Origin of the sequence: Lentzea atacamensis, from assembly GCF_003269295.1 — a bacterium.
In the GTDB taxonomy this organism is placed as follows: domain Bacteria; phylum Actinomycetota; class Actinomycetes; order Mycobacteriales; family Pseudonocardiaceae; genus Lentzea; species Lentzea atacamensis.
In genome coordinates this window covers 1,225,062-1,246,853 of sequence record NZ_QLTT01000001.1, presented here as the reverse complement: position 1 = coordinate 1,246,853, position 21,792 = coordinate 1,225,062, and the positions used below count along the sequence as shown (strand labels likewise).

At 69.1% G+C, this 21,792-nt stretch carries 16 protein-coding genes; 9 read left to right on the top strand and 7 right to left on the bottom strand.

Annotation, left to right across the window (positions count from 1 at the left end; genetic code table 11):
- Nucleotides 1-5: 5 nt before the first annotated feature.
- The 6 genes from C8D87_RS05865 to C8D87_RS05840 all read right to left on the bottom strand — a co-directional run bounded on the left by C8D87_RS05865 (nucleotide 6) and on the right by C8D87_RS05840 (nucleotide 7,655).
- On the bottom strand, nucleotides 6-2,660 hold the full coding sequence (locus C8D87_RS05865; RefSeq protein WP_112225803.1) for an AfsR/SARP family transcriptional regulator: 2,655 nt from the start codon (nucleotides 2,658-2,660) through the stop codon (nucleotides 6-8).
- Nucleotides 2,661-2,728: 68 nt separating this feature from the next.
- A complete protein-coding gene (locus C8D87_RS05860; RefSeq protein WP_112225802.1) occupies nucleotides 2,729-2,968 on the bottom strand; it encodes a hypothetical protein in 240 nt (79 codons plus the stop codon).
- A gap of 126 nt (nucleotides 2,969-3,094) precedes the next feature.
- Nucleotides 3,095-4,084: a galactofuranose ABC transporter, permease protein YjfF gene (gene yjfF / locus C8D87_RS05855; protein WP_112225801.1), complete on the bottom strand. Its 990-nt coding sequence runs from the start codon at nucleotides 4,082-4,084 to the stop codon at nucleotides 3,095-3,097.
- On the bottom strand, nucleotides 4,081-5,061 hold the full coding sequence (locus C8D87_RS05850; RefSeq protein WP_109636367.1) for an ABC transporter permease: 981 nt from the start codon (nucleotides 5,059-5,061) through the stop codon (nucleotides 4,081-4,083). Before C8D87_RS05850 ends, yjfF begins: the two co-directional genes overlap by 4 nt.
- Nucleotides 5,058-6,557: a sugar ABC transporter ATP-binding protein gene (locus tag C8D87_RS05845; RefSeq protein ID WP_215732189.1), complete on the bottom strand. Its 1,500-nt coding sequence runs from the start codon at nucleotides 6,555-6,557 to the stop codon at nucleotides 5,058-5,060. Before C8D87_RS05845 ends, C8D87_RS05850 begins: the two co-directional genes overlap by 4 nt.
- 123 nt (nucleotides 6,558-6,680) lie before the next feature.
- Nucleotides 6,681-7,655, bottom strand: coding sequence for an ABC transporter substrate-binding protein (locus C8D87_RS05840; protein WP_112225799.1), 975 nt, complete (start codon nucleotides 7,653-7,655; stop codon nucleotides 6,681-6,683).
- A 198-nt stretch (nucleotides 7,656-7,853) separates the two neighbouring features.
- Here C8D87_RS05840 and C8D87_RS05835 point away from each other — a divergent pair, with 198 nt between their 5' ends.
- From C8D87_RS05835 to araA, 6 genes are all read left to right on the top strand, one after another.
- On the top strand, nucleotides 7,854-10,331 hold the full coding sequence (locus tag C8D87_RS05835; RefSeq protein WP_112225798.1) for an alpha-L-arabinofuranosidase C-terminal domain-containing protein: 2,478 nt from the start codon (nucleotides 7,854-7,856) through the stop codon (nucleotides 10,329-10,331).
- Nucleotides 10,328-11,764 (top strand): family 43 glycosylhydrolase, encoded by a 1,437-nt coding sequence (locus C8D87_RS05830; RefSeq protein WP_112225797.1) that lies wholly within the window; start codon nucleotides 10,328-10,330, stop codon nucleotides 11,762-11,764. The genes C8D87_RS05835 and C8D87_RS05830 overlap by 4 nt, the downstream gene beginning before the upstream one ends.
- 83 nt (nucleotides 11,765-11,847) lie before the next feature.
- Nucleotides 11,848-12,861 (top strand): LacI family DNA-binding transcriptional regulator, encoded by a 1,014-nt coding sequence (locus C8D87_RS05825; protein ID WP_215732188.1) that lies wholly within the window; start codon nucleotides 11,848-11,850, stop codon nucleotides 12,859-12,861.
- Between the two features lie 159 nt (nucleotides 12,862-13,020).
- Complete coding sequence (gene araB, locus C8D87_RS05820; protein ID WP_233441919.1) at nucleotides 13,021-14,703, top strand: ribulokinase; 1,683 nt, start codon at nucleotides 13,021-13,023, stop codon at nucleotides 14,701-14,703.
- On the top strand, nucleotides 14,703-15,356 hold the full coding sequence (locus C8D87_RS05815; RefSeq protein ID WP_109636372.1) for an L-ribulose-5-phosphate 4-epimerase: 654 nt from the start codon (nucleotides 14,703-14,705) through the stop codon (nucleotides 15,354-15,356). Before araB ends, C8D87_RS05815 begins: the two co-directional genes overlap by 1 nt.
- 17 nt (nucleotides 15,357-15,373) lie before the next feature.
- Complete coding sequence (araA, locus tag C8D87_RS05810) at nucleotides 15,374-16,882, top strand: L-arabinose isomerase (RefSeq protein WP_112225796.1); 1,509 nt, start codon at nucleotides 15,374-15,376, stop codon at nucleotides 16,880-16,882.
- Here araA and C8D87_RS05805 read toward each other — a convergent pair.
- A complete protein-coding gene (locus tag C8D87_RS05805; RefSeq protein WP_215732187.1) occupies nucleotides 16,852-17,634 on the bottom strand; it encodes an alpha/beta fold hydrolase in 783 nt (260 codons plus the stop codon). The two genes, araA and C8D87_RS05805, sit on opposite strands and share 31 nt — an antisense overlap.
- Nucleotides 17,635-17,883: 249 nt before the next feature.
- Here C8D87_RS05805 and C8D87_RS05800 point away from each other — a divergent pair, with 249 nt between their 5' ends.
- From C8D87_RS05800 to C8D87_RS05790, 3 genes are all read left to right on the top strand, one after another.
- Nucleotides 17,884-18,654, top strand: a complete 771-nt coding sequence (locus C8D87_RS05800; RefSeq protein WP_215732186.1) for a hypothetical protein — start codon at nucleotides 17,884-17,886, stop codon at nucleotides 18,652-18,654.
- Between the two features lie 168 nt (nucleotides 18,655-18,822).
- Nucleotides 18,823-20,805, top strand: coding sequence for an RICIN domain-containing protein (locus C8D87_RS05795; protein WP_233441918.1), 1,983 nt, complete (start codon nucleotides 18,823-18,825; stop codon nucleotides 20,803-20,805).
- Nucleotides 20,806-20,820: 15 nt separating this feature from the next.
- Entirely contained in the window at nucleotides 20,821-21,738 is a 918-nt protein-coding gene (locus C8D87_RS05790; RefSeq protein ID WP_146231522.1) for a cellulose binding domain-containing protein, read from the top strand.
- The last annotated feature ends 54 nt before the right edge of the window (nucleotides 21,739-21,792 follow it).

The window sequence follows — 21,792 nt, the reverse complement described above, 5'->3', positions numbered from 1 at the left end:
CCCGGTCAGTCCGCGTGGACGGCCGCCAGCAGCTTGCGCACCCGGTCGGCCTCCTCGTCACGGCCCTGCCGCTCCAGCATCTCCAGGGCACGTCGCCAGACCTCCACGGCCTGGTCGCGTTGTTCGAGCGCGAGGTGCGGGTGGCCGAGGCCGATGAGCACGTTCGCGGTGGTGTAGTCGTCGTTTTCGACCTGGTAGAGCTCGAGGGCGCGCTCGTGCAGGGCGATCGCCTCGGCGTGGTCGCCGGTCTGGTGCGCGATGCGGCCGAGCGTGTCGACGGCGGTGGCCTCACCCTGGCGGTCGCCGAGCTCGTGCAGCAGTTCCAGCGCCTTGGTCGCGTGCTCGCGGCCCTCGTCGGTGTCGCCGACCTCCGCGGCGCAGTACCCGATGTTGTTGTGGGCCAGCGCGATCAGCATCTGGTTGCCGGTCTGCTGGTAGTGCGGCAGCGCGGCTTTGGCGTGCTCGTACGCGCGGTGGTGCTCCGACCTGCTGACCCACAGCCAGGTCAGCGTGCCGTGTGCGCAGGCGAGGGGCAGTGCCTCGCCGGCCTGCTCCGCGAGCGCGAGGGAGGTGTCGAGGTGGTGCTGGGCCTCGTCGTAGCGCTGGACCTGGCCGAGGCTGCTGCCCATGATCCGGTGCGCGACGACCCTGTCCTGCGGGTCGTCGGCGGCGTTGATGGCGGCCTGCCACATCGCGAGCTCGTCGTCGAGGTGGCCGCGCCGCTGGTGGTAGGCGTGCGAAACCCTGGCCAGCAGCACGACCCTGTCGTTCCAGCCGTGCTGGGCCGCCGTCTGCTGGACGGCCCTGCGCGTGCCGCGTTCGGCGTCGAACCAGGCCAGGGCGCCTGCCATGTCACCGGCGGGGGTGATCAGGGTGTTCGGCGCGGGGTCGTCGAGGTCGATCAACGGGCGGAGCGGGTCGATCAGCCGGTCGTTGGCGTGCGCGGTGTGCACGTGGTGGTCGACGAGCCTGCGCAGGGCTTCCTCGCTGCCGGCGCGCCGTCCGGCCGCGTAGGTGCGGACCAGGTCGTGCATCCTCGCGCGGAAGCCGGGGCTGATCGAGACCAGAGAGGCCTGCTCCAGTGCCCGCAGAGCGGCCTTCGCGTCCTCCGCGCACGTTCCGGCGAGGCTGGCGGCCGCGTGGGCGTCGATGTCCTCGCCCGGTGCGATGCCGAGCAGCGCGAACATCGTCTTCTGCTCGTCGGTCAGCGCGCGGTACGACCAGGAGAGCACGACCGGCAGGCTGACCGCGGGGTCGGCGTCGAGTGCGCCGAGCCCGAGCTCTTCGAGCTGGCGGGCGATGGCGGCGAGCGACAGGTCCGGTTCGGTGAGGACGCGCGCGCCGACGATGCTCAACGCGAGCGGCAGCCCACCGCACAGGTCGATCAGCCGTGCCGCGGCGAGAGGTTCGGCGCTCAGCCTGGTCCGGCCGATCCTGGTCGCCAGCAACGTGCTCGCGTCCGTGTCGGCGAGCACGTCGAGACCGACCGGCCTGCTGACGAGGCCCGGCAGCCGGTTGCGGCTGGTCACGAGCACGCGGCACGTGTCGCCGCCGGGCAGGAGGGGGACGACTTGGGAGGCGTCGGCCGCGTTGTCGACGACCACGAGCACGCGCTTCCGCGCGGTCAGGCTCCGGAACAGCGCGGCCCTGGCCCGCGGATCGGCAGGGACGCGGGCGGCGTCGAGGCCCAGCGCGTGCAGGAAGCCGCGAATGGCGACGTCCGGTTCCATCGGCGTCTCGTCGGGGCTGAAGCCGCGCAGGTCGACGAACAGCTGGCCGTCCGGGAAGCGGTGCAGGTTGCGGTGCGCCCAGTGCAGGGCGAGCCACGTCTTGCCCATGCCGCCCGCACCCACGATCGCCGCCACCTCGGTGCGCACGGCGTCGTCCAGTTGCGCGAGGTCTTCCTGCCTGCCGACGAACTGCGCGGGCGCCGACGGCAGTTGCCTCGGAACCTCGACCGGTTGATCACTGAGGAGCAGTTCTCCGTGGAGCCGCTTGAGTTCCTCGCCGGGCTCGATGCCGAGCTCGTCGACCAGCCGGGCGCGGATGACCAGGAACTGTTCCAGCGCCTCGGAAATCCGTCCTGCCTGCGCGAGCGCCTGCAGGTGCTGCGCTGCCACGCGTTCGTCGAGGGGACGGGACGTGGCGAGCGCGGAGATCGTCGCGAGCAGCTCGGGGCCCTGGCCGAGCCGCAGTCTCGCGTCGATGAGGTCGAGCTCGGCGGCGTGGCGTTCCTGCGTCAGGCTGTCGCGCGTCTGGTCGGCCCAGTCACCGCCGATTCCGGTCAGCGGTTCGCCGTGCCACAACGCTAGGGCGCGGTCGCCGGCTTCACCGCGCAGTTTCCGGAACCTCATGAGGTCCACAGCGGACTCGTCGGCGACGAGCACGTACCCGGTGGAACGACTGGCCAGCTCGACGCCGGTGTCCGCGAACGCCTGCCGCAGCCGCGAGAGATAGCTCTGCAGCGTCGCGCGTGCCCGTGGCGGCGGCTCGTCACCCCACACGCGTTCGATCAGCTGCGTGACCGGCACGACCCTGTTGACGTCGACCGCGAGCGCCGCGAGCACACATCGCTGCCGAGCGGGGCCCAGCTCGATCGTGCGGCCACCGACCCGCGCGCTCACCTCTCCGAGCAGCGCGATCTCGACCGCCGAACCCACCGGAACCTCCCGTCCGTGCCATGGGGCAGCCTATGACACGGAGTCGGCAGAGGCCCGCCTGATACGGATCAGCTCTTCTCGGCCGCTGCGAGCGACACGACGGCCAGCCCGGTGTTGACGGCGGAGATGATCGTGGTCAGCATGGCGGCTCTGGCAGGCAGCTCCCCGCGCTTGCCGGCGTAGAGGGCGGCAGCCGTGTCCGTCGCGTGGATGAGCACGGCCTGGCGCAGGACGCGGCGAGCCGACGCGTCGCCCGGCTTGAGCGTCAGCAGGTCGACGCCGAGCACGAGGGTGCGGATGCCGAACATGCGGGGCCGGGTGGACGAACCGCTTGTCGTCGCCCAGCTTCATCAGCCGAGTCCAGTGGCGGACCCGCCGACGCGCGGGTTCGGTCACCTCGTGTGGAGGTGACCGAACCGCATTTCCCGGCCTGGTCAGGCGGCGACAGCACCCTGTCGTCGCCTGCCGCGGATCATGCCGCGCTGGACCGCGATGAAGACCAGCAGCAACGCGCCGATCACGATCTTGGTCCACCACGAGCTGAGCGTGCCCTGGAACGAGATCAGCGTCTGGATCGTGCCGAGCACCAGCACACCGGTCAGCGAGCCGAGGACGTAGCCGACCCCGCCCGCGAGCAGGGTGCCGCCGATGACGACGGCCGCGATCGCGTCCAGTTCCATGCCGACGGCGTGCAGGCCGTAGCCGGACAGCATGTAGAGGCTGAACAGCAGGCCGGCCAGGGCCGAGCAGAAGCCGCTGATCACGTACACGCCGACCTTCACGCGCGCGGTCGGCAGGCCCATCAGCAACGCGGACTGCTCGTTGCCGCCGACCGCGTAGGTCGCCCGGCCGAACCGGGTGCGGTGCAGGACGTAGAGCGCGGCGAGCACGACCAGGACCGCGATCACCACGTTGTAGGTGATGGTGACGCCGCCGGGCAGTTCGATGACGGCGGTGGCGACGGACCGGAACGTGGTGTCCTTGATGGACACCGACTCCACGCTGATCAGGAAGCACAGGCCGCGGGCCAGGAACATGCCGGCGAGCGTGACGATGAACGGCTGGATGTCGAACTTGTGGATCACCAGGCCCATCAGCAGGCCGAGCGTCGAGCCGATGACCAGCACGGCGATGATGACCAGCGGGACCGGCCACCCAGCCCGCAGACCCGCCGCCGTGACCATTGTGGACAGTGCCACGACCGAGCCGACGGACAGGTCGATGCCGCCGCTGAGGATCACGAACGTCATGCCGACGGCGAGCACGATGAGGAACGCGTTGTCGATGAACAGGTTCGCGATCACCTGACCGGACGCGAAACCCTCGTAGCGCACGGAACCCACGCCGAACGTCAGCGCGAACAGCACCACGGTCGCGAGGACCGGCAGGAACCGCGACGGCAGCCTGGTGGTGAGAGCGGTCATGACACGGCCACCTTCCGGAAGCTCAGGGCGGCGCGGGCCTTCGGCGACTGGATCAGGCACACGGTGATGACGACGACAGCCTTGAACACCAGCGTCACCTCGGTCGCCACGCCGATCGTGTAGACGGTCGTGGTGAGGGTCTGGATGATCATGGCGCCGAGCAGCGTGCCGGCGAGCGAGTACCGGCCGCCCGCGAGCGACGTACCGCCGATGACCACCGCGAGGATCGCGTCCATCTCGATCCACAGCCCGTTGCTGTTGGCGTCGGCGGCGCTCACGTTCGAGCTGATCATCAGGCCCGCGATGCCCGCGCAGACCGCGGCGAACACGTACACGGTCCAGATGATCGTCCTGGCCCGGACGCCCGCCAGGCGGGAGGCCTCCGGGTTCACGCCGACCGCCTCGATCAGCATGCCGAGCGCGGTCTTGCGCGTGGCGAGCGCCACCAGGCCGAGGACGGCGAGGCTGATCAGGATGGAGATCGGCAGGACCACGAACCCGGCGCCGACCTGCCGGTACGCGTCGTTGTTCACGGTGATGATCTGGCCCTCGGTCACCAGCATGGCGATACCGCGGCCCGCGGTCATCAGCACCAGCGTGGCGATGATCGGCTGAATGCCGAGTCCCGCCACCAGGAAACCGTTCCACAGGCCGAGCGCCGCGCAGAGGACCAGCGCGATCGCCATGCCGACCAGTGCCGTGCCGATGTCCGGCGACGTTCCGATGTGGACACACGTGACCGCGGCCGCGATGGCGGCGACCGCGCCGACGGACAGGTCGATGCCGCGGGTGGCGATGACGAGCGTCATGCCGATCGCGATGAGGAGCGTCGGCGCCCCGTTCTTGAGCACGTCGACCAGGCCGCCGTAGAGGTGGCCGTCCTGGATGCGCAACGCGAAGAACGACGGTGTGACGACGAGGTTGAGCAGGAGCAGGGCGACCAGCGCGATGCCCGGCCAGAGCAGGCGGTTCTTCACGACGCCACCTCCTCCGGCACCGGGTCGCCGGCGATCAGCTCGACGACCTGGTCGATGGTCGAGCCACCGTCCAGTTCTGCGATCTTGTGCCGATCCCTCAGCACCACGATCCGGTCGGCGATGCGAACGACCTCCTCCATCTCTGCCGAGATGAACAGCACCGCGGTGCCCTCGGCGGCAAGCGTGGTGACGAGCTGCTGGATCTGGGCCTTCGCGCCGATGTCGATGCCGCGCGTCGGCTCGTCGAGGATCAGCAGCCGCGGTTCGGTGACGAGCCAGCGGGCCAGCAGCACCTTCTGCTGGTTGCCGCCGGACAGCGTGCGCACCAGCGCGTCCGGGTTCGCGGGCCGGATGTCCAGCGCCGCCAGGTACTTCTCGACGAGCTGGTCCTTCAGCTTGCGCGGGACCGGGCGGCTCCACCCGCGTGCGGCCTGCATCGCCAGCACCAGGTTGTCGCGGATCGACAGGTCCGCGACGAGTCCTTCGCCCTTGCGGTCCTCCGAGCAGAACGCGATTCCGGCGGCGATCGCCGACCGCGGTCCGCGCAGGTGCAGCGGCGTGCCGTCGACGATCAGCCGGCCGGAGTCGGCCTTGTCGGCGCCGAACAGCAGGCGCGCGAGCTCGGTCCGGCCGGAGCCGAGCAGGCCCGCGAGCCCGACGACCTCACCCGCGCGGATGTCCAGGTCGAACGGCGCGATCGCGCCACGCCGGCCGAGTCCCTCCGCGCGCACGAGCACCGGGCCGGACACGGAGTGGCGTTCGCTCGCGTCCTCGATGGCCTCGAGCGCACCGAGCTCGCGGCCGATCATGGCGGAGATGAGCGCACGCCGGTCCAGGTCCTTGGTGAGGTGCTCACCGACGAGGGTTCCGTTGCGCAGCACCGTCATCCGGTCCGCGATCTCGTAGACCTGGTCGAGGAAGTGCGAGACGAACAGGATGGCCACGCCCTCGTCGCGCAGCACCCGCATGATCCGGAACAGCTCGGCGACCTCACCGGCGTCCAGGCTGGACGTCGGTTCGTCGAGCACCAGCACCCGGCAGTCGACGGCGATCGCACGGGCGATCGCGACGAGCTGCTGGACGGCGATGGGGTGGGTCTCCAGCACGGACGCGGGATCGATGTGCACACCGATGCGCGCCAGCACCTCCGCGGCCCGCGCGCGCATCGCCGGGAAGTCGATGCCCCCGAACTTGCGGGGTTCGCGGCCCAGCAGGATGTTCTCCGCGACCGTGAGGTTCGCGCAGAGGTTGACCTCCTGGTAGACCGTGCTGATCCCGGCCTGCTGGGCCTGGCCGGGGGAGGAGAACGCGACGGACTCGCCCGCCAGCAGCACTGAGCCGCTGTCCGGGGTGTGCACGCCCGTCAGCGTCTTGATCAGAGTGGACTTGCCGGCGCCGTTCTCACCCATGAGGGCGTGCACTTCACCCGGGAACAGCCGGAAGTCGACGTCCTGCAACGCCTTCACGCCAGGAAATGCGAGGCTGATGCCTCGCATTTCTACGATCGGCGGCGATGACTCGGTCATGGCGGGAGCCTTCGTCGATGGGGTGCGGGACCCGCCGCCGGATGCGCGAGAGAACGGCGGGCCCCGCAGACTTTGGGACGGACCAGTTGAGGATCAGTACTGGCGCTGGGGGAGTGCGGCCTTGGCCTGCTCCTGGGTGAACGTGCCCTCCTCGGTCACGACCCGCGGCGGCACCTGCTCACCCTTGACGACCTTCTTGGTGAGCTCCATCAGCTGCTTGCCCAGCAACGGGTTGCACTCGACGATGAAGTTGATCTCGCCGTTGGCCAGCGCCGTCATGCCGTCCTTCACCGCGTCGACGGTGATGATCTTGATGTCCTTGCCGGGCACCTTGCCGGCCGCCTTGATCGCCTCGATGGCACCCAGGCCCATGTCGTCGTTGTGCGCGTAGACGACGTCGATCTTCGGCTGGGACTTGAGGAACGCCTCCATGACCTGCTTGCCGCCGGAGCGGGTGAAGTCACCGGTCTGCGAGGCGACGATCTTGATGTCGGGCTTGGAGGCGATCTTCTCCTCGAAGCCCTTCTTGCGGTCGATCGCGGGCGCGGCGCCGGTGGTGCCCTGCAGCTCGACGACGTTCGTCGGACCGGTCGCGTTGGCGACCATCCAGTCACCGGCCTTGCGGCCCTCCTCGACGAAGTCCGAGCCGAGGAACGTCTTGTACAGCGACGTGTCGTCGGAGTCGATCGCGCGGTCGGTGAGGATCACCGGGATGTTGGCGCGCTTCGCCTCCAGCAGCACGGTGTCCCAGCCGGTCTCGACGACCGGGCTGAAGGCGATCACGTCCACCTTCTGCTGGATGTAGTTGCGGATCGCCTTGATCTGGTTCTCCTGCTTCTGCTGAGCGTCGGAGAACTTGAGGTCGATTCCGGCGGCCTTGGCCTCGTCCTGGATCGACTTGGTGTTGGCGGTGCGCCAGCCGCTCTCGGCTCCCACCTGGGCGAAGCCCATGGTGATGGTGTCGCCGGACGAGCCGGTGCTGTTGCCAGCACCGCCAGAGCCAGAGCCGCACGCTGTCAGCGCGCACAGCGCGATCACGCTGGCGGCTGTCGTGATCTTCTTCAGCACAGGGATTCCTCCGAGGTGACTACGGTGTCGCGGAGCCCGCCGCGGAGTCCGCGGCTGTCAGGTGGACAAGAGTGAACGCTCACATCGGCCTCGTCAACCCTTCGACCATAACGACTTGTGAGCGTTGACCCAGGGTGATGGTCGTCGTATGTTAGCGCTCACTTTTGCTGGGAACTTCCAACGCCGGGAGCTCAACCCATGTCCCCCAGGCACGTTCTGCTGTCGGCCGCACTGGCGGCCTCCCTGCTGGCAGCTGTCCCCGGTTCCGGAGCGGCGGCCGAGACCGACTACACCCTGAAGGTGGACGCCACCAAGAAGGGCGCGTCGATCGACGACACGATGTACGGCGTCTTCTTCGAAGACATCAACCGTGCTGCTGACGGTGGCCTCTACGCCGAGCTCGTCCAGAACCGGTCGTTCGAGTACGACAAGGCCGACAACGCTTCGTACGACGGCCTGACCTCGTGGGCACCACACAGCGGCACCGTAGACGTGGCTGACGACGACGGCCGGATGAACGAGCGCAACCGCCGCTACCTCAAGCTCGGCCTGCCCGCGGGCGTCATCAACTCGGGTTACAACAGCGGGATCGCGGTCAAGGAAGGGCAGCGCTACGACTTCTCCGTCTGGGCGCGCACCGACCAGGCCGTCACGCCGCTGACCGCCACGATCACCGATCCGGCGGGCAACCCTTTGGGTGACCCGGTGAAGCTCGAGGTCAAGGGCGACGGCTGGACCCGCTACACCGGTTCGGTCCGCGCGAGGAAGGCGACGACCACCGGCAGGCTGCTCGTCACCGGCGGTGGCACCGGAACCCTGCGCCTCGACATGGTCTCGCTGATGCCCCAGGACACCTTCAAGGGTCACGGGCTGCGTCGCGACCTCGCCGAGAAGATCGCCGCGCTGAAGCCGGGCTTCGTCCGGTTCCCCGGCGGCTGCCTGGTCAACACCGGCAGCCACTACGGCTACGACGCGCCGAACTACGAGCGCCGCCGTTCGTACCAGTGGAAGGACACGATCGGCCCGGTCGAGCAGCGCGCCACGAACTGGAACTTCTGGGGCTACAACCAGTCCTACGGCCTCGGCTACTACGAGTACTTCCAGTTCTCCGAGGACATCGGAGCCATGCCGCTGCCCGTCGTGCCCGCGCTGGTCACCGGTTGCGGCCAGAACCGCGCCACGGACGACCCCGCGCTGCTGCAGCGGCACATCCAGGACACCCTCGACCTGATCGAGTTCGCCAACGGCCCCGCCGACTCGACCTGGGGCCGCAAGCGCGCCGAGATGGGGCACCCCAAGCCGTTCAAGCTCACCCACCTCGGGGTCGGCAACGAGGAGAACCTGCCGGACGAGTTCTTCGCCCGCTTCACCGAGTTCCGCAAGGCCATCAACGCGAAGTACCCGGACATCACGGTCGTCAGCAACTCCGGTCCCGACGACACCGGCGGCACGTTCGACCGGCTGTGGCAGCTCAACAAGCAGGCCGGCGTGAAGATGGTCGACGAGCACTACTACAACAGCCCGAGCTGGTTCCTGGAGAACAACAACCGCTACGACTCCTACGACCGCAACGGTCCGAAGGTGTTCCTCGGCGAGTACGCCTCCCAGGACAACAAGTGGTTCAACGCGCTGAGCGAGGCCTCGTTCATGACCGGTCTCGAACGAAACGCGGACGTCGTGAAGCTCGCTTCCTACGCGCCGTTGCTCGCCAACGAGGACTACGTGCAGTGGAAGCCGGACATGATCTGGTTCAACAACCACGCGTCGTGGGGCTCGGCGAGCTACGAGACGCAGAAGCTGTTCATGACCAACGTCGGTGACGAGGTCGTGCCCAGCACCGCGTCGGCCACGCCGTCCACCCAGGCGCCGATCACGGGCGCGATCGGCCTGTCCACGTGGGCCACAGCCGCGACCTACGACGACGTGCGCGTCACCAGCGCGTCCGGCCAGCAGCTGTTCAGCGACGACTTCTCCGGCACCGACGCGAAGTGGACCAAGACCGGCAAGGGCACCTGGAACGTCGTGAACGGCGCCTACGTCCAGTCCGACGCCGCCGCGGAGGACACCCTGGTGACCGCCGGCGACAGGAACTGGCGCGACTACACGCTGAACCTCAAGGCCACCAAGCAGGCCGGCCGCGAGGGCTTCCTCGTCGCGTTCGGCGTCCAGGACACCGGCAACTTCTACTGGTGGAACCTCGGCGGCTGGAACAACACCCAGTCCGCGGTGGAGAAGGCCGTCGGCGGCGGCAAGAGCACGCTGATGAGCAACGGCACCCGCGTCGAGACGGGCCGCACCTACGACGTACGGGTCGAGGTGCGCGGACGGCACGTCGCGCTGTTCCTCGACGGCATCAAATGGGGCGAGTTCACCGACGACAAGCTCGCGGAACCGTTCCGCCAGGTCGTCACCCGCGACCTCGCGACCGGTGAGCTGATCGTCAAGGTCGTCAACGCCCAGGACAACGCCGCCCGCACCAAGGTCGACCTCGGCGTGCCGGTGGCGTCGACGGCGAAGGTGACCGTCCTGCAGGGCCGTCCCGACGACGTGAACACCGAGTTCACCCAGCCCATCAAGCCGCGCACCACGCAGATCAGCGTGCGCAGCGCGTTCACCCACACGTTCCCGCCGAACTCCATCACGGTCTTCCGCGTCAAGGACAGGAGCCGCAAGTGATCGACCGCAGGTCCCTGCTGCGCACCGGTGGCGTGCTCGCCGCCGTCGGTGCGGTACCCCTCGCGGCCTCCGCCCCTGTCGTGGCCGCGCCGCAAGCCCCTGCCGAACTGCCGACCCGCAACCCGCTGGTCGAGCAGCGAGCCGACCCGTTCATCACGCCGCCGACCGACGGCATGTACTACCTGACCGGGTCCGTGCCGGAGTACGACCGGATCGTCGTGCGTGGGGCGTCCACGTTGGACGGCCTGGCCTCGGCGCGTGAGCGGACCATCTGGCGCCGGCCGGCCACGGGCAAGATGGGCGGCTACATCTGGGCGCCGGAACTGCACCGCATCGACGGCAAGTGGTACATCTACTTCGCCGCCGGGGACAAGGACGAGCCGTTCCGCATCCGCACCTACGTCCTGGAGTCGGCCAACGCCGACCCGCGCCAGGACGGCTGGGTGCTGCGCGGTCAGATCGTCACGCACCTGGACACGTTCACGCTGGACGCGACGACGTTCGCGCACCGGGGGAAGCGCTACTTCCTGTGGGCGCAGAACGAGCCGAGCGTCGGCTCCGGCACCAACCTCTACATCGCCGAGATGGCCTCGCCGCTGGCGTTGAAGACCGCGCCGGTGCGCATCGCGACGCCGACGCTGTCGTGGGAGGTGCAGGGCTTCCGGGTGAACGAGGGGCCCGCGGTGCTGATCCGCAACGGCCGCGTGTTCGTGACGTTCTCGGCCAGCGCCACCGACGCCCGTTACTGCATGGGCCTGCTGACCGCCGACGAGAACGCGAACCTGCTCGACGCGCGGTCGTGGACCAAGTCCCCGCAGCCGATCTTCGCGACTCACGTGCCGACGTCCCAGTACGGGCCGGGGCACAACTCGTTCACGACGGTCGGCGACATGGACGTGCTGGTCTACCACGCCCGCGACTACCGCGACATCAACGGCGACCCGCTGTTCGACCCGAACCGGCACACCCGCGTGCAGCGGTTGCACTGGAACGCCGACGGCACGCCGAGCTTCGGCGTCCCGGTCGGCGAGGGCGGCCCGATCTCGCGGCTGGCCACACTGGACGGCCTGCACGTGCGGCACTACGAGTACCGGCTGCGGGTGGACGGCAACATCCGCGAGCTGGCCGACTCGCAGTTCCGGTTCGTCCCCGGATTCCTCGGCAACGACACCGTCGCGCTGCAGTCGGTGAACTTCCCCGACCGGTACGTGCGGGTGGACGGCGACGTCATCCGCATCGACCCGTTCGAGGACTCGGACGCCTACGGCCGGGCGGCGAGCTTCCGGCGGGTGCCGGGGCTCGCCGACAGCAAGGCGGTTTCGTTGAATGTTGGAGCAGATTCTTATCTCATCCACGACCGAGGCAGACTGGTGGCCGGCAAGCCCGGAAATGACCGCGACGCGCGCCGACGTGCGACGTTCCGGCTTGAATAGCGGTCACAATGGGTGTGCTGAATCAGGGCTGACGGGTGTTATCGCTAACATCATCGGTCTAGACCAAGGATCGGAGACCGTCTGTGGATCAGAAGACCACTCGTGACCCCGCGATGACCGACGTCGCCCGCCTCGCAGGGGTGTCCCACCAGACGGTCTCGCGTGTCCTCAACGATCACCCGAACGTCCGCGAGCAGACCCGCCTGCGGGTGCGGGCCGCCATCAAGGAGCTGGGTTACCGGCCCAACAGGGCGGCTCGTGCGCTGGTCACGGGCAAGACGCAGCTGATCGGCGTGGTGGCGCAGAACTCGACGCTGTACGGCCCGGCCTCGCTGTTGTCCGCCTTCGAGGAGGCGGCGGGCGAGGCGGGGTTCGCGGTCAGCGTCGGCAGGGTGAAGGTCCTCGACCGCGAGTCGATAGCAGCCGCTGTCGAACGCCACCGCGACCAGCGCGTGGCCGGGATCGTGGTGATCGCGCCGAACTCGTCCGCGGCCGACGCGCTCGCGGACGTGCCGGCGGAGCTGCCGCTGGTAACGGTGGACGGCGACCCGGAACGGGCGACGCCGCTGGTCACCGTCGACCAGGGGGTCGGCGCGTACGACGCCACCACCCATCTCCTGGACGCCGGGCACCAGACCGTGTGGCACGTCTCCGGCCCCACCGACTGGTTCGACGCGGCAGGTCGCGTGCAGGGCTGGCGCCGGGCGCTGGAGCTCCACGACCGGGAGGTGCCGCCGGTCATGGCGGCCGACTGGAGCGCCTCGTCCGGGTACAGGGCAGGGCAGATGCTGGCGCGGATGCCGGAGGTCACCGCGGTGTTCGCGTCGAACGACCACCTCGCGCTGGGCGTGCTGCGCGCGATGCACGAGCGCGGCAGGCGGGTGCCGCACGACGTGAGCGTCGTCGGGTTCGACGACGTGCCGGAGGCGGCGTACTTCATCCCGCCGCTCACGACGGTCCGCCCGGACTTCGCCGCGGTGGCGCGGGAGACGCTCGGCCTGCTGCTGGAGCAGGTCAGCGAGGGTGAGTCGGCGCGGCCGAGGCGGACCATCGCCCCGGTGCTCGTGCAGCGCGAGAGCGTGGCGCCACCCGCCTAGCCCGCCTGTCAGCTGGGCTGACGGACCCCGGCCGGTACCTCACCGGCCGGGGTCCTTTGTCGTGCGTTCACTCTTCTGCACAACACGGGCCCTATCAAGGCTTTCACCACTTTCGGATCGCATCTTGACGCGCGGAATGTTAGCGATAACACTCAGGTCGTGACTGACAAGACGATCCATCCCGACGCCTGTGTGGTGGGCGTCGACTACGGCACCCTGTCCGGTCGCGCGGTGGTCGTCCGCGTCCGCGACGGCGCCGAGCTCGGCACCGCTGTGCACGCTTACCGCCACGGCGTGGTGGACAGCGTTCTGCCGGCGACCGGCAAGGCCCTGCCGCCGGAGTGGGCCCTGCAGGTCCCGTCCGACTACGTCGACGTTCTGCGGACCGCCGTCCCGCAGGCCATTGAGGACGCCGGTATCGCGCCGGAGCTCGTCATCGGCATCGGCACGGACTTCACCGCCTGCACGATGGTCCCGGTGAAGGCCGACGGAACGCCGCTGTGCGAGCTGCCGGAGTTCGCGGACAACCCGCACGCCTACATCAAGCTGTGGCGCCATCACGCCGCCCAGCCGCAGGCCGACCGCATCAACGACCTCGCCCGCGACCGCAAGGAACCGTGGCTCCCGCGCTACGGCGGCCTCATCTCCTCGGAGTGGGAGTTCGCCAAGGGCCTGCAGGTCCTGGAGGAGGCGCCCGAGGTCTACGCGGCGATGGAGCACTGGGTCGAGGCCGCGGACTGGATCGTGTGGCAGCTCACCGGCCAGTACACCCGCAACGCCTGCACCGCCGGGTACAAGGGCATCCACCAGGACGGCGCGTACCCGAGCGAGGAGTTCCTCGCCGAGCTCAACCCGGCGTTCGCGAAGTTCGTCGCCGACAAGCTCGACCACCCGCTGTCCGCGCTCGGCGACCGCGCTGGGTCGCTGACCGCCGAGGCAGCTGCGTGGACCGGCCTGCCGGAGGGGATCGCGGTCTCGGTCGGCAACGTCGACGCCCACGTCACCGCGCCCGCCGCGCAGGCGGTCGAGCCCGGCCAGATGGTCGCGATCATGGGCACCTCGACGTGTCACGTGATGAGCGGCTCGGTGCTGCGCGACGTGCCGGGCATGTGCGGTGTGGTGGACGGCGGGATCGTGCCGGGCCTCTGGGGTTACGAGGCGGGGCAGAGCGGTGTCGGCGACATCTTCGCGTGGTTCGTGAAGAACCAGGTGCCGCCCGCCTACCACGAGCAGGCGCGCGAGCGCGGGATCTCCGTGCACGAGCTGCTCACCGAGCTGTCGGCCGGCCAGGCGCCCGGCGAGCACGGGCTGATCGCGCTCGACTGGCACAGCGGCAACAGGTCCGTGCTGGTCGACCACGAACTGTCCGGTGTGATCCTCGGGCAGACGCTCGCCACGAAGGCGGAGGACGTCTACCGCGCACTGCTGGAGGCCACCGCGTTCGGCACGCGGGTCATCGTGGACACGTTCACCGACGCCGGTGTGCCGGTGACCGAGCTGGTGATCGCGGGCGGGCTGATGAAGAACGCGCTGCTGATGCAGATCTACGCCGACGTTCTCGACCTGCCGCTGTCGGTGATCGGTTCCGCGCAGGGACCGGCGCTCGGCTCGGCGATGCACGCGGCGGTCGCCGCGGGCGCGTACGAGGACATCCGCGCGGCCGCGGCCGCCATGGGTTCGGTGCGGCGCAACGTCTTCACGCCGATCCCGGAGAACGTAGAAGCCTACGAACGGCTTTTCGTCGAATACCAGGAGTTGCACGACCACTTCGGCCGAGGTGGCAACGATGTCATGCGCCGGCTGCGCAAGTACCGCCGTGACGCGCTGGAGGGGAAGAACTGATGTCCGCCACGGCAGAGCTGCGGCGCACGGTCGCCGACCTGCACCGCGAACTGACCAAGTACGAGCTGGTGATCTGGACCGCGGGCAACGTGTCCGCGCGGGTTCCCGGCCACGACCTGATGGTGATCAAGCCGTCCGGGGTGTCCTACGACGAGCTGGGGCCGGACGCGATGGTCGTGACCGACCTGCACGGCAACCTGGTGGAAGGTGAGTTCGCGCCGTCGTCGGACACTGCGGCGCACGCATACGTTTACCGCCACATGCCCGAGGTGAACGGTGTCGTGCACACGCATTCCCCTTACGCCACAGCGTGGGCAGCGCGGGGCGAGCCGATCCCGTGCGTGCTGACGATGATCGCGGACGAGTTCGGCGGCGAGATCCCCGTCGGGCCGTTCGCGTTGATCGGTGACGACTCGATCGGCCGCGGCATCGTGGAAACGTTGAGCACCAGCAGGTCCAGCGCCGTGCTGATGCGCAACCACGGTCCGTTCACGGTCGGCCCGACCGCGCGTGCCGCGGTGAAGTCGGCCGTGATGCTGGAGGACGTCGCGCGCACCGTCCACTTCGCACTCCAGCTCGGCAAGGCCCCCGTCATCGACCAGCAGGACGTCGACCGGCTTTACGAGCGCTACCAGAACGTCTACGGGCAGTGAGCCCACGAGGAGAGCACATGTCGTTCGCGGGCAAGCCGCAGGTCTGGTTCCTCACCGGCAGCCAGCACCTCTACGGCCAGGAGACGCTCGACCAGGTGGCCGCGCAGTCCCAGCAGATCCAGCGAATGCTCGCGGATTCCGGCCGGATCAGCGCCGAGATCGTGTGGAAGCCGGTCCTCACCGACGCCGCCGCGATCCGCTCGATCATGCAGACCGCGAACAACGACCCGTCGTGCGTCGGTGTGATCGCGTGGATGCACACGTTCTCGCCGGCCAAGATGTGGATCACGGGTCTCGACCTGCTGCGCAAGCCGTTGCTGCACCTGCACACGCAGCTCAACGAGGCGTTGCCGTGGTCCACCATCGACATGGACTTCATGAACCTCAACCAGGCCGCCCACGGCGACCGGGAGTTCGCGTACGTCCAGACGCGCATCGGCGTGGCGCGCAAGACCGTTGCCGGGCACGCCAGCGACCCGCAGCTGGCCGAGCGGATCGACGGCTGGGCTCGTGCAGCGGCCGGCTTCGCGCACATGCGCTCGTTGCGGCTGGCGCGGTTCGGCGACAACATGCGCGACGTCGCGGTGACCGAGGGCGACAAGGTCGAGGCGGAACTGCGGTTCGGTGTCTCGGTGAACACCTACGGCGTCAACGACCTCGTCGAGGTCGTGGATGCGGTGCCGGACGCGGACATCGACCTGCTCGTCGCCGACTACGCCGAGGCGTACCGGCTCGCTCCCGAGCTGGCGCGCGGGGCGGAGCGGCACGCGTCGCTGCGGTACGCGGCCCGCATCGAGATCGGTCTGCGGTCCTTTTTGGACGACGGCGGTTTCGGCGCGTTCACGACGAACTTCCAGGACCTGGGCGGGCTCCGGCAGCTGCCGGGCCTCGCGGTGCAGCGGCTGATGGCCGACGGCTACGGCTTCGGCGGTGAGGGCGACTGGAAGACCTCGGCACTGCTCGCCGCGGTGAAGGCGATGGGTGCGGGCACCGGCCGCGGCACCTCGTTCATGGAGGACTACACCTACCACTTCGGGCCGGGTGAGCCGAAGGTGCTGGGCGCGCACATGCTGGAGGTGTGCCCGACGATCGCGGAAGAGGTGCCGTCCTGCGAGATCCACGCGCTCGGCATCGGCGACCGGGAAGACCCGGTGCGGCTGGTGTTCGACGCGTCGCCCGGTCCTGCCGTGGTGATCGGTCTCGCGGACCTCGGCGACCGCTTCCGGTTGGTGGCCAACGAGATCGAGGTCGTCGCACCGGACGAGCCGCTGCCGAACCTGCCCGTCGCGCGGGCGGTGTGGCGGCCGGCGCCGTCGCTCTCGACGTCCGCCGAGTGCTGGCTCACGGCCGGCGGCCCGCACCACACGGTGCTGACCCAGGCCGTCGGACCCGAGACGCTGCACGACTTCGCCACGATGGCGGCCACCGAACTGGTGCTGATCGACTCGTCGACCACGCCCGCCCAGTTCGGTGACCGGCTGCGCTGGAACGCGGCCTACCACCGCCTGGCGGCTGGAATGCGCTGACTGAGGTCGCCGGCGTAGAACACGGCGATCCGCTTCCACGTCGCGACGGGGTTGGAGTACATCGGGAGATGCCCGCTGTGGGGGATCTCGGCGAGCTCCACCCCGTGCGCGTCGAGCAACGGCAGGTAGGACAGTGAAGCGCACTCTTCGCCGTAGAGGTACATCTTCGGGATGGGGAGTGCGATGAACTTGTTGAGCAGGTCTCCGTGGTCGGCGAGCTCGATCACGGACCTGAAGATGCTGTCCACGGCTCCGCGCCGAACCTTGTGCGGCAGGTTCGCCGCGTACAGCCCGCCCGAGTAACCCGGTGCGAGGCGCAGGCTTTCGGCGAACCGGAGGAAGGCGTCGCCGGGTTCCTGGTGGGACAGCACGTGCCTGATCCCCGCGCAGTCCTCAGGAGCCAGCGTGCCCTTGATGTTGACGAAGCTGAGCACCCGGCCCGGCTCGCGGTGTGCGAGCAGGAGTGCCGTGAGGCCACCGAGTGAGTGCCCGACGACGTGGTACCGGCCGATGCCCGCACGGTCGAGCACCGCGCGTGCGGTGTCCACCAGGAACGGCACGTCGATCGCCCCGAGGTCGGCGCACTCCGACGCGCCGCAGCCCGGTGCGTCGTACGTGAGGAACGAGCGGCCCGCGAAGTCGTGCCGCTGCGTGATGTCGGTGTAGTCCTCCTTGCTCGTGCCGAAGCCGTGCAGGAACACGATCGGCTCGTCGGCGCCGCCGCGGCGCACCGCGGCGATCTTGAGGTTCACGCCCTGGACTCTCAGGCGAAGTTGTTCATGCACGGCTCTGTGCCCGGATGGCATGGCTTGTCCCCGAATTCTGCGCAGGTGCGGGTCTGCGGTAGAGGTCGCCAGCATGGCATCTGCTGTGAACGCTCACAAGTGGTTGAACCCTTGACGGTCCCGGTCCGTATCCCGGTATGCCGGCAGATCACATCCACTGATTCGTGAGGGTTCGAAATGTCGAGAGCACATGCAAAACCAGAGCGACGCAAGCGAGTGCTCATTGCCGGAGTCGCCGTTGCCGCGACCCTGACCGCCGGGACCGCGATCGCCGCGTTCGCCGCAGGTGAGGGCAACAACAGCGGTGGCCAGTCGATCGCCTGTCCGCAGCCCGTCGTCCCCGCTGTCCCTGCTCAGGCGCAGGCAGAGGTGCAACGTGAACTGGCCAATCTGGACAAGCAGATCGCCGAGGCGAACAACCGGTTGCGCACGTCGGCGGGCGAGGGCGGACCCAATTTCGTGCAGAACGCGATTCTCGGTCCACTCGCGAGCAAGCGGGTGGCCGCGCTGAACCGCATCGAGACCGCCATCGGCCGTGTCGCGGCGAAGCCGGAGGGCCTGGAGAGGTTCGCGACCTGCGGACTCGGCCAGGCACCCGCGGTGTCCGCGCCGCCGACGACGACGTCGCGAGCGTCGTCCGGCACCGGAAACGGAAACAACTCGAACGCCGGAAATGGTTCGAACAGCGGATCGTCCGCGGCCGGCCAGGCGATCGAGTGCCCGCTGCCCGTCGTGCAGAACGTTCCCGCCCAGGCCAAGGCCGAAGTGGACCGGGAGCTCGCGAATCTCAGCAAGCAGCAGGCCGAGGCGAACGAGCGGCTGCGCACGTCGGTCGGTCAGGGCGGGCCGAACTTCGTGCAGAACGCGATCCTCGGGCCGCTGAAGGACAAGCGCGTTGCGGCGCTGAACCGCATCGAGACCGCCATCGGCCGGGTCGCGGCCAAGCCGGAAGGCCTGGAGCGTTTCGCTACCTGTTCGCTCAAGTGACCCTCCTCGGGGCTTGAGCGTTCAGAGCCGCCTCTCCTCGGGGGTGAACGTTCCCAGGGGGCCTGCCGAACGGACGCGCCACCGTTCGGCAGGACCTTTCCGGCCTTGACGCACCAGGTGGTCCTCGGTAGATGTTAGCGCGCACATCGCCTGTTCGACGGAGAACCGATGACCAGATTCCCTGCATTTCTCGCCGCCTCGGCGCTCACGATGTCCACTGTGGTCTCCAGCGGGGCACCCGCCACGGCCGCCGTGGAATCCGTGACCGTGCGGCCGGATCCGACCTATCAGCAACAATCGTTCCAGGGCTGGGGCACGAGCCTGGTCTGGTTCGCGAACGCCACCGGCGGTTACCCCGACGAGATCCGCAACCAGCTCGCGGAGCTGTTGTTCGGCGAGGACGGGCTGAACCTCAACATCGCCCGCTACAACATCGGCGGCGGCAACGCTCCTGACGTGCCGTCGTACCTGCGCGCGGGCGCGGCGGTGCCCGGCTGGTGGAAGGCGCCGGAGGGCACGAAGCGCACCGACACCGACTGGTGGAAGCCGAACGATCCCCGGTACTTCGACGCGTCGGCGGACCCGCACCAGCGCTGGTGGGTCGACCGGATCAAGTCGAAGGTCACGAAGTGGGAGACGTTCAGCAACTCCCCGCCGTGGTTCCAGACGGTCAGCGGCTACGTGTCGGGCGGCTTCGACGCCACCGCCGACCAGCTCCGTGAGGACCGCATCAAGGACTTCGCCGCGTACCTGACGCAGGCGACCGCCGAGCTGGAACGCGCGCACGGCATCAAGGTCCAGACGCTGGACCCGTTCAACGAGCCCAACACCCCGTACTGGAGCACCAAGCTCGGCCCGGACGGCAACCCGACGGGTGGCCGCCAGGAGGGCGCGCACATGAGCCCGGCGCTGCAGGCGAAGGTCGTGCCCGCAGTCGCGGAAGCGTTGCGCGCCAAGCGGTTGAAGGCCGTCGTCTCCGCGCCGGACGAGACCAACCCCGGCCTCTTCGCCGACGACTGGGCCGGCTACCCGGATTCCGTGCGTGCGCAGGTGGGCCAGTTGAACGTGCACACCTACGGCCAGGACCGCCGCACGTCCGCCCGTGACATCGCCAAGGCCGCGGACAAGACGTTGTGGATGAGCGAGGTCGACGGGTCCTGGGGTTCGGGGCAGAGCTTCACCGCCATGGACTCCGGCCTGGGCATCGCCGCGCGCGTGATCGACGACATCCGCGAGCTCGAACCGCGCGCCTGGCTGCTGTGGCAGGCGATCGAGGACTACGACAACATGAAGCCGGGTGGCGAGTCGCCGAACGGCATGAACTGGGGTGTCGTCCAGATCCCGTTCAACTGCGGCCAGCAGGACACGCTCGCGACCTGTCCCGCCCGCGTCAACACCAAGTTCCACACGCTGCGGAACTTCACCCACTACGTGAAGCCCGGCGACCGAATGATCAAGGTCAACACCAAGTCGGACGTTGCGGCGATGCGCAACAACGAGCTGAAGACGGTCGTGCACCTCAACCAGTCCGAGCAGCCGCAGTCCGTGACGCTGGACCTCTCGGGCTTCGCGTCGGTGCGGTCGAACGCCTCCGTGCGGCCGATCGTGACCGACATGTTCGGCGCGCTGGTGAAGGGCGCCGCGGTGCGCGTCAAGGACCGCAAGGCGACCCTCACCGTGCCCGCGCGGTCGGTCGTCACGTTCGACGTCAGCGGTGTCAGCGGCCTCAACCGCGATGACGCACTGGCCGGCGAGTACCGCCTGACCGGTGTGCAGAGCGACAAGTCCCTTGCGCCTTCCGGCACTTCGCTGGTCCAGCGCACGACGAACGCGGCTGCGCGCGACCAGGTGTGGCGGCTGGAGCGGCGCACGGGCGGCTACGGCAACGACGTCCAGTTCTCCGTGGTGAACGCCGCGACCGGCCAGCGGATCGCCGCTGTGGACGGTAACGCGACGTTGATCTCCACCGACAGTCCTGCTGCGAGGTGGGTGTTGTCGTCGACCGGCGACGACAGCTGGACGTTCGTCAACGCCGCGACCGGATCGCTGCTCGACGTCGTCGGCGAGTCGCGTGAGGACGGCGCCAGAATCGGTTTGTACCACGCCACTTCCGGTGCGAACCAGCGGTGGACGGCTTCCAAGGTCCGATAGTTTCAGGAGTTGACGGTGGCGCGCAGCCATTTGCTGGTGTTGTTGGTACTGCTCACCGGAGCGTGCACGGCTGACCCGGCCGCGCCGCCACCGTCTTCCCGGACCCCTCAGAAACCGCCCACGCTCATCAACGAGGTGGTGCCCCCGCAGAACGTGCTCACCGTGGTGCGCGACGTGATCGACGGCCGCACGGTAGAACTGGCCGACGGCTCCCGCGTCCGCATCTCGCTGCTCGCCGCGCCCGCCGCGTGCTGGTCGGAGAGCGCGCTCACGTTCGCCAGGACGACACTGCTCGCGAGGTCCGTCCGCTTCACCGGGCTCACCCCCGGCGAGGTGCACATGGAGCTGGAGGACGGCACCGACTACGCCGTCCTGGCCGTGCAGCAGGGCGCGCTGCGCCCGGAAGGCGTCGACGGCGGACCGCTGATCAACGCCGAGGCTGAGGCCTCCGCCGCCAAGCGGGGCCTGTGGGGCCCGCCCTGCAACGGCTCCGCCACGTCCAAGCCCTCGCCTTCGCAGGCGCTGACCATGCCTTCTTCTCCGGCGACGCCGTCCAGCCCGGCGGCGCCCACCACGACCACTCCGCCGCCGCCGCCACCGCCGCCGCCCGCACGAGGGTGCGCCGTCGCCTACCGGATCACGGGCCAGTGGAACGGCGGATTCCAGGCGAATGTGACAGTGCGCAACACCGGCACCAAGACGGCCAACGGCTGGACGCTGCGCTGGAACTTCGCGGCCGGCGAGAGCGTCAGGGAGATGTGGAACGCCTCGGCGCGGCAGTTCGGCGCGACCGTCAGCGCCGTGAACGTCGGCTACAACCCGCAGATCGCCCCCGGCGGTTCGGTGCAGGTCGGGTTCAACGGCAACTCGCGCGGACCGCACTCGGCGCCGACGGCGTTCACGTTCAACGGGGAGCAGTGCTCGGTCGAATGACCGATCGCCGGAGCAGGCACGTTCCACGGCCGGCTTTGACGGCGCGACCGGCAG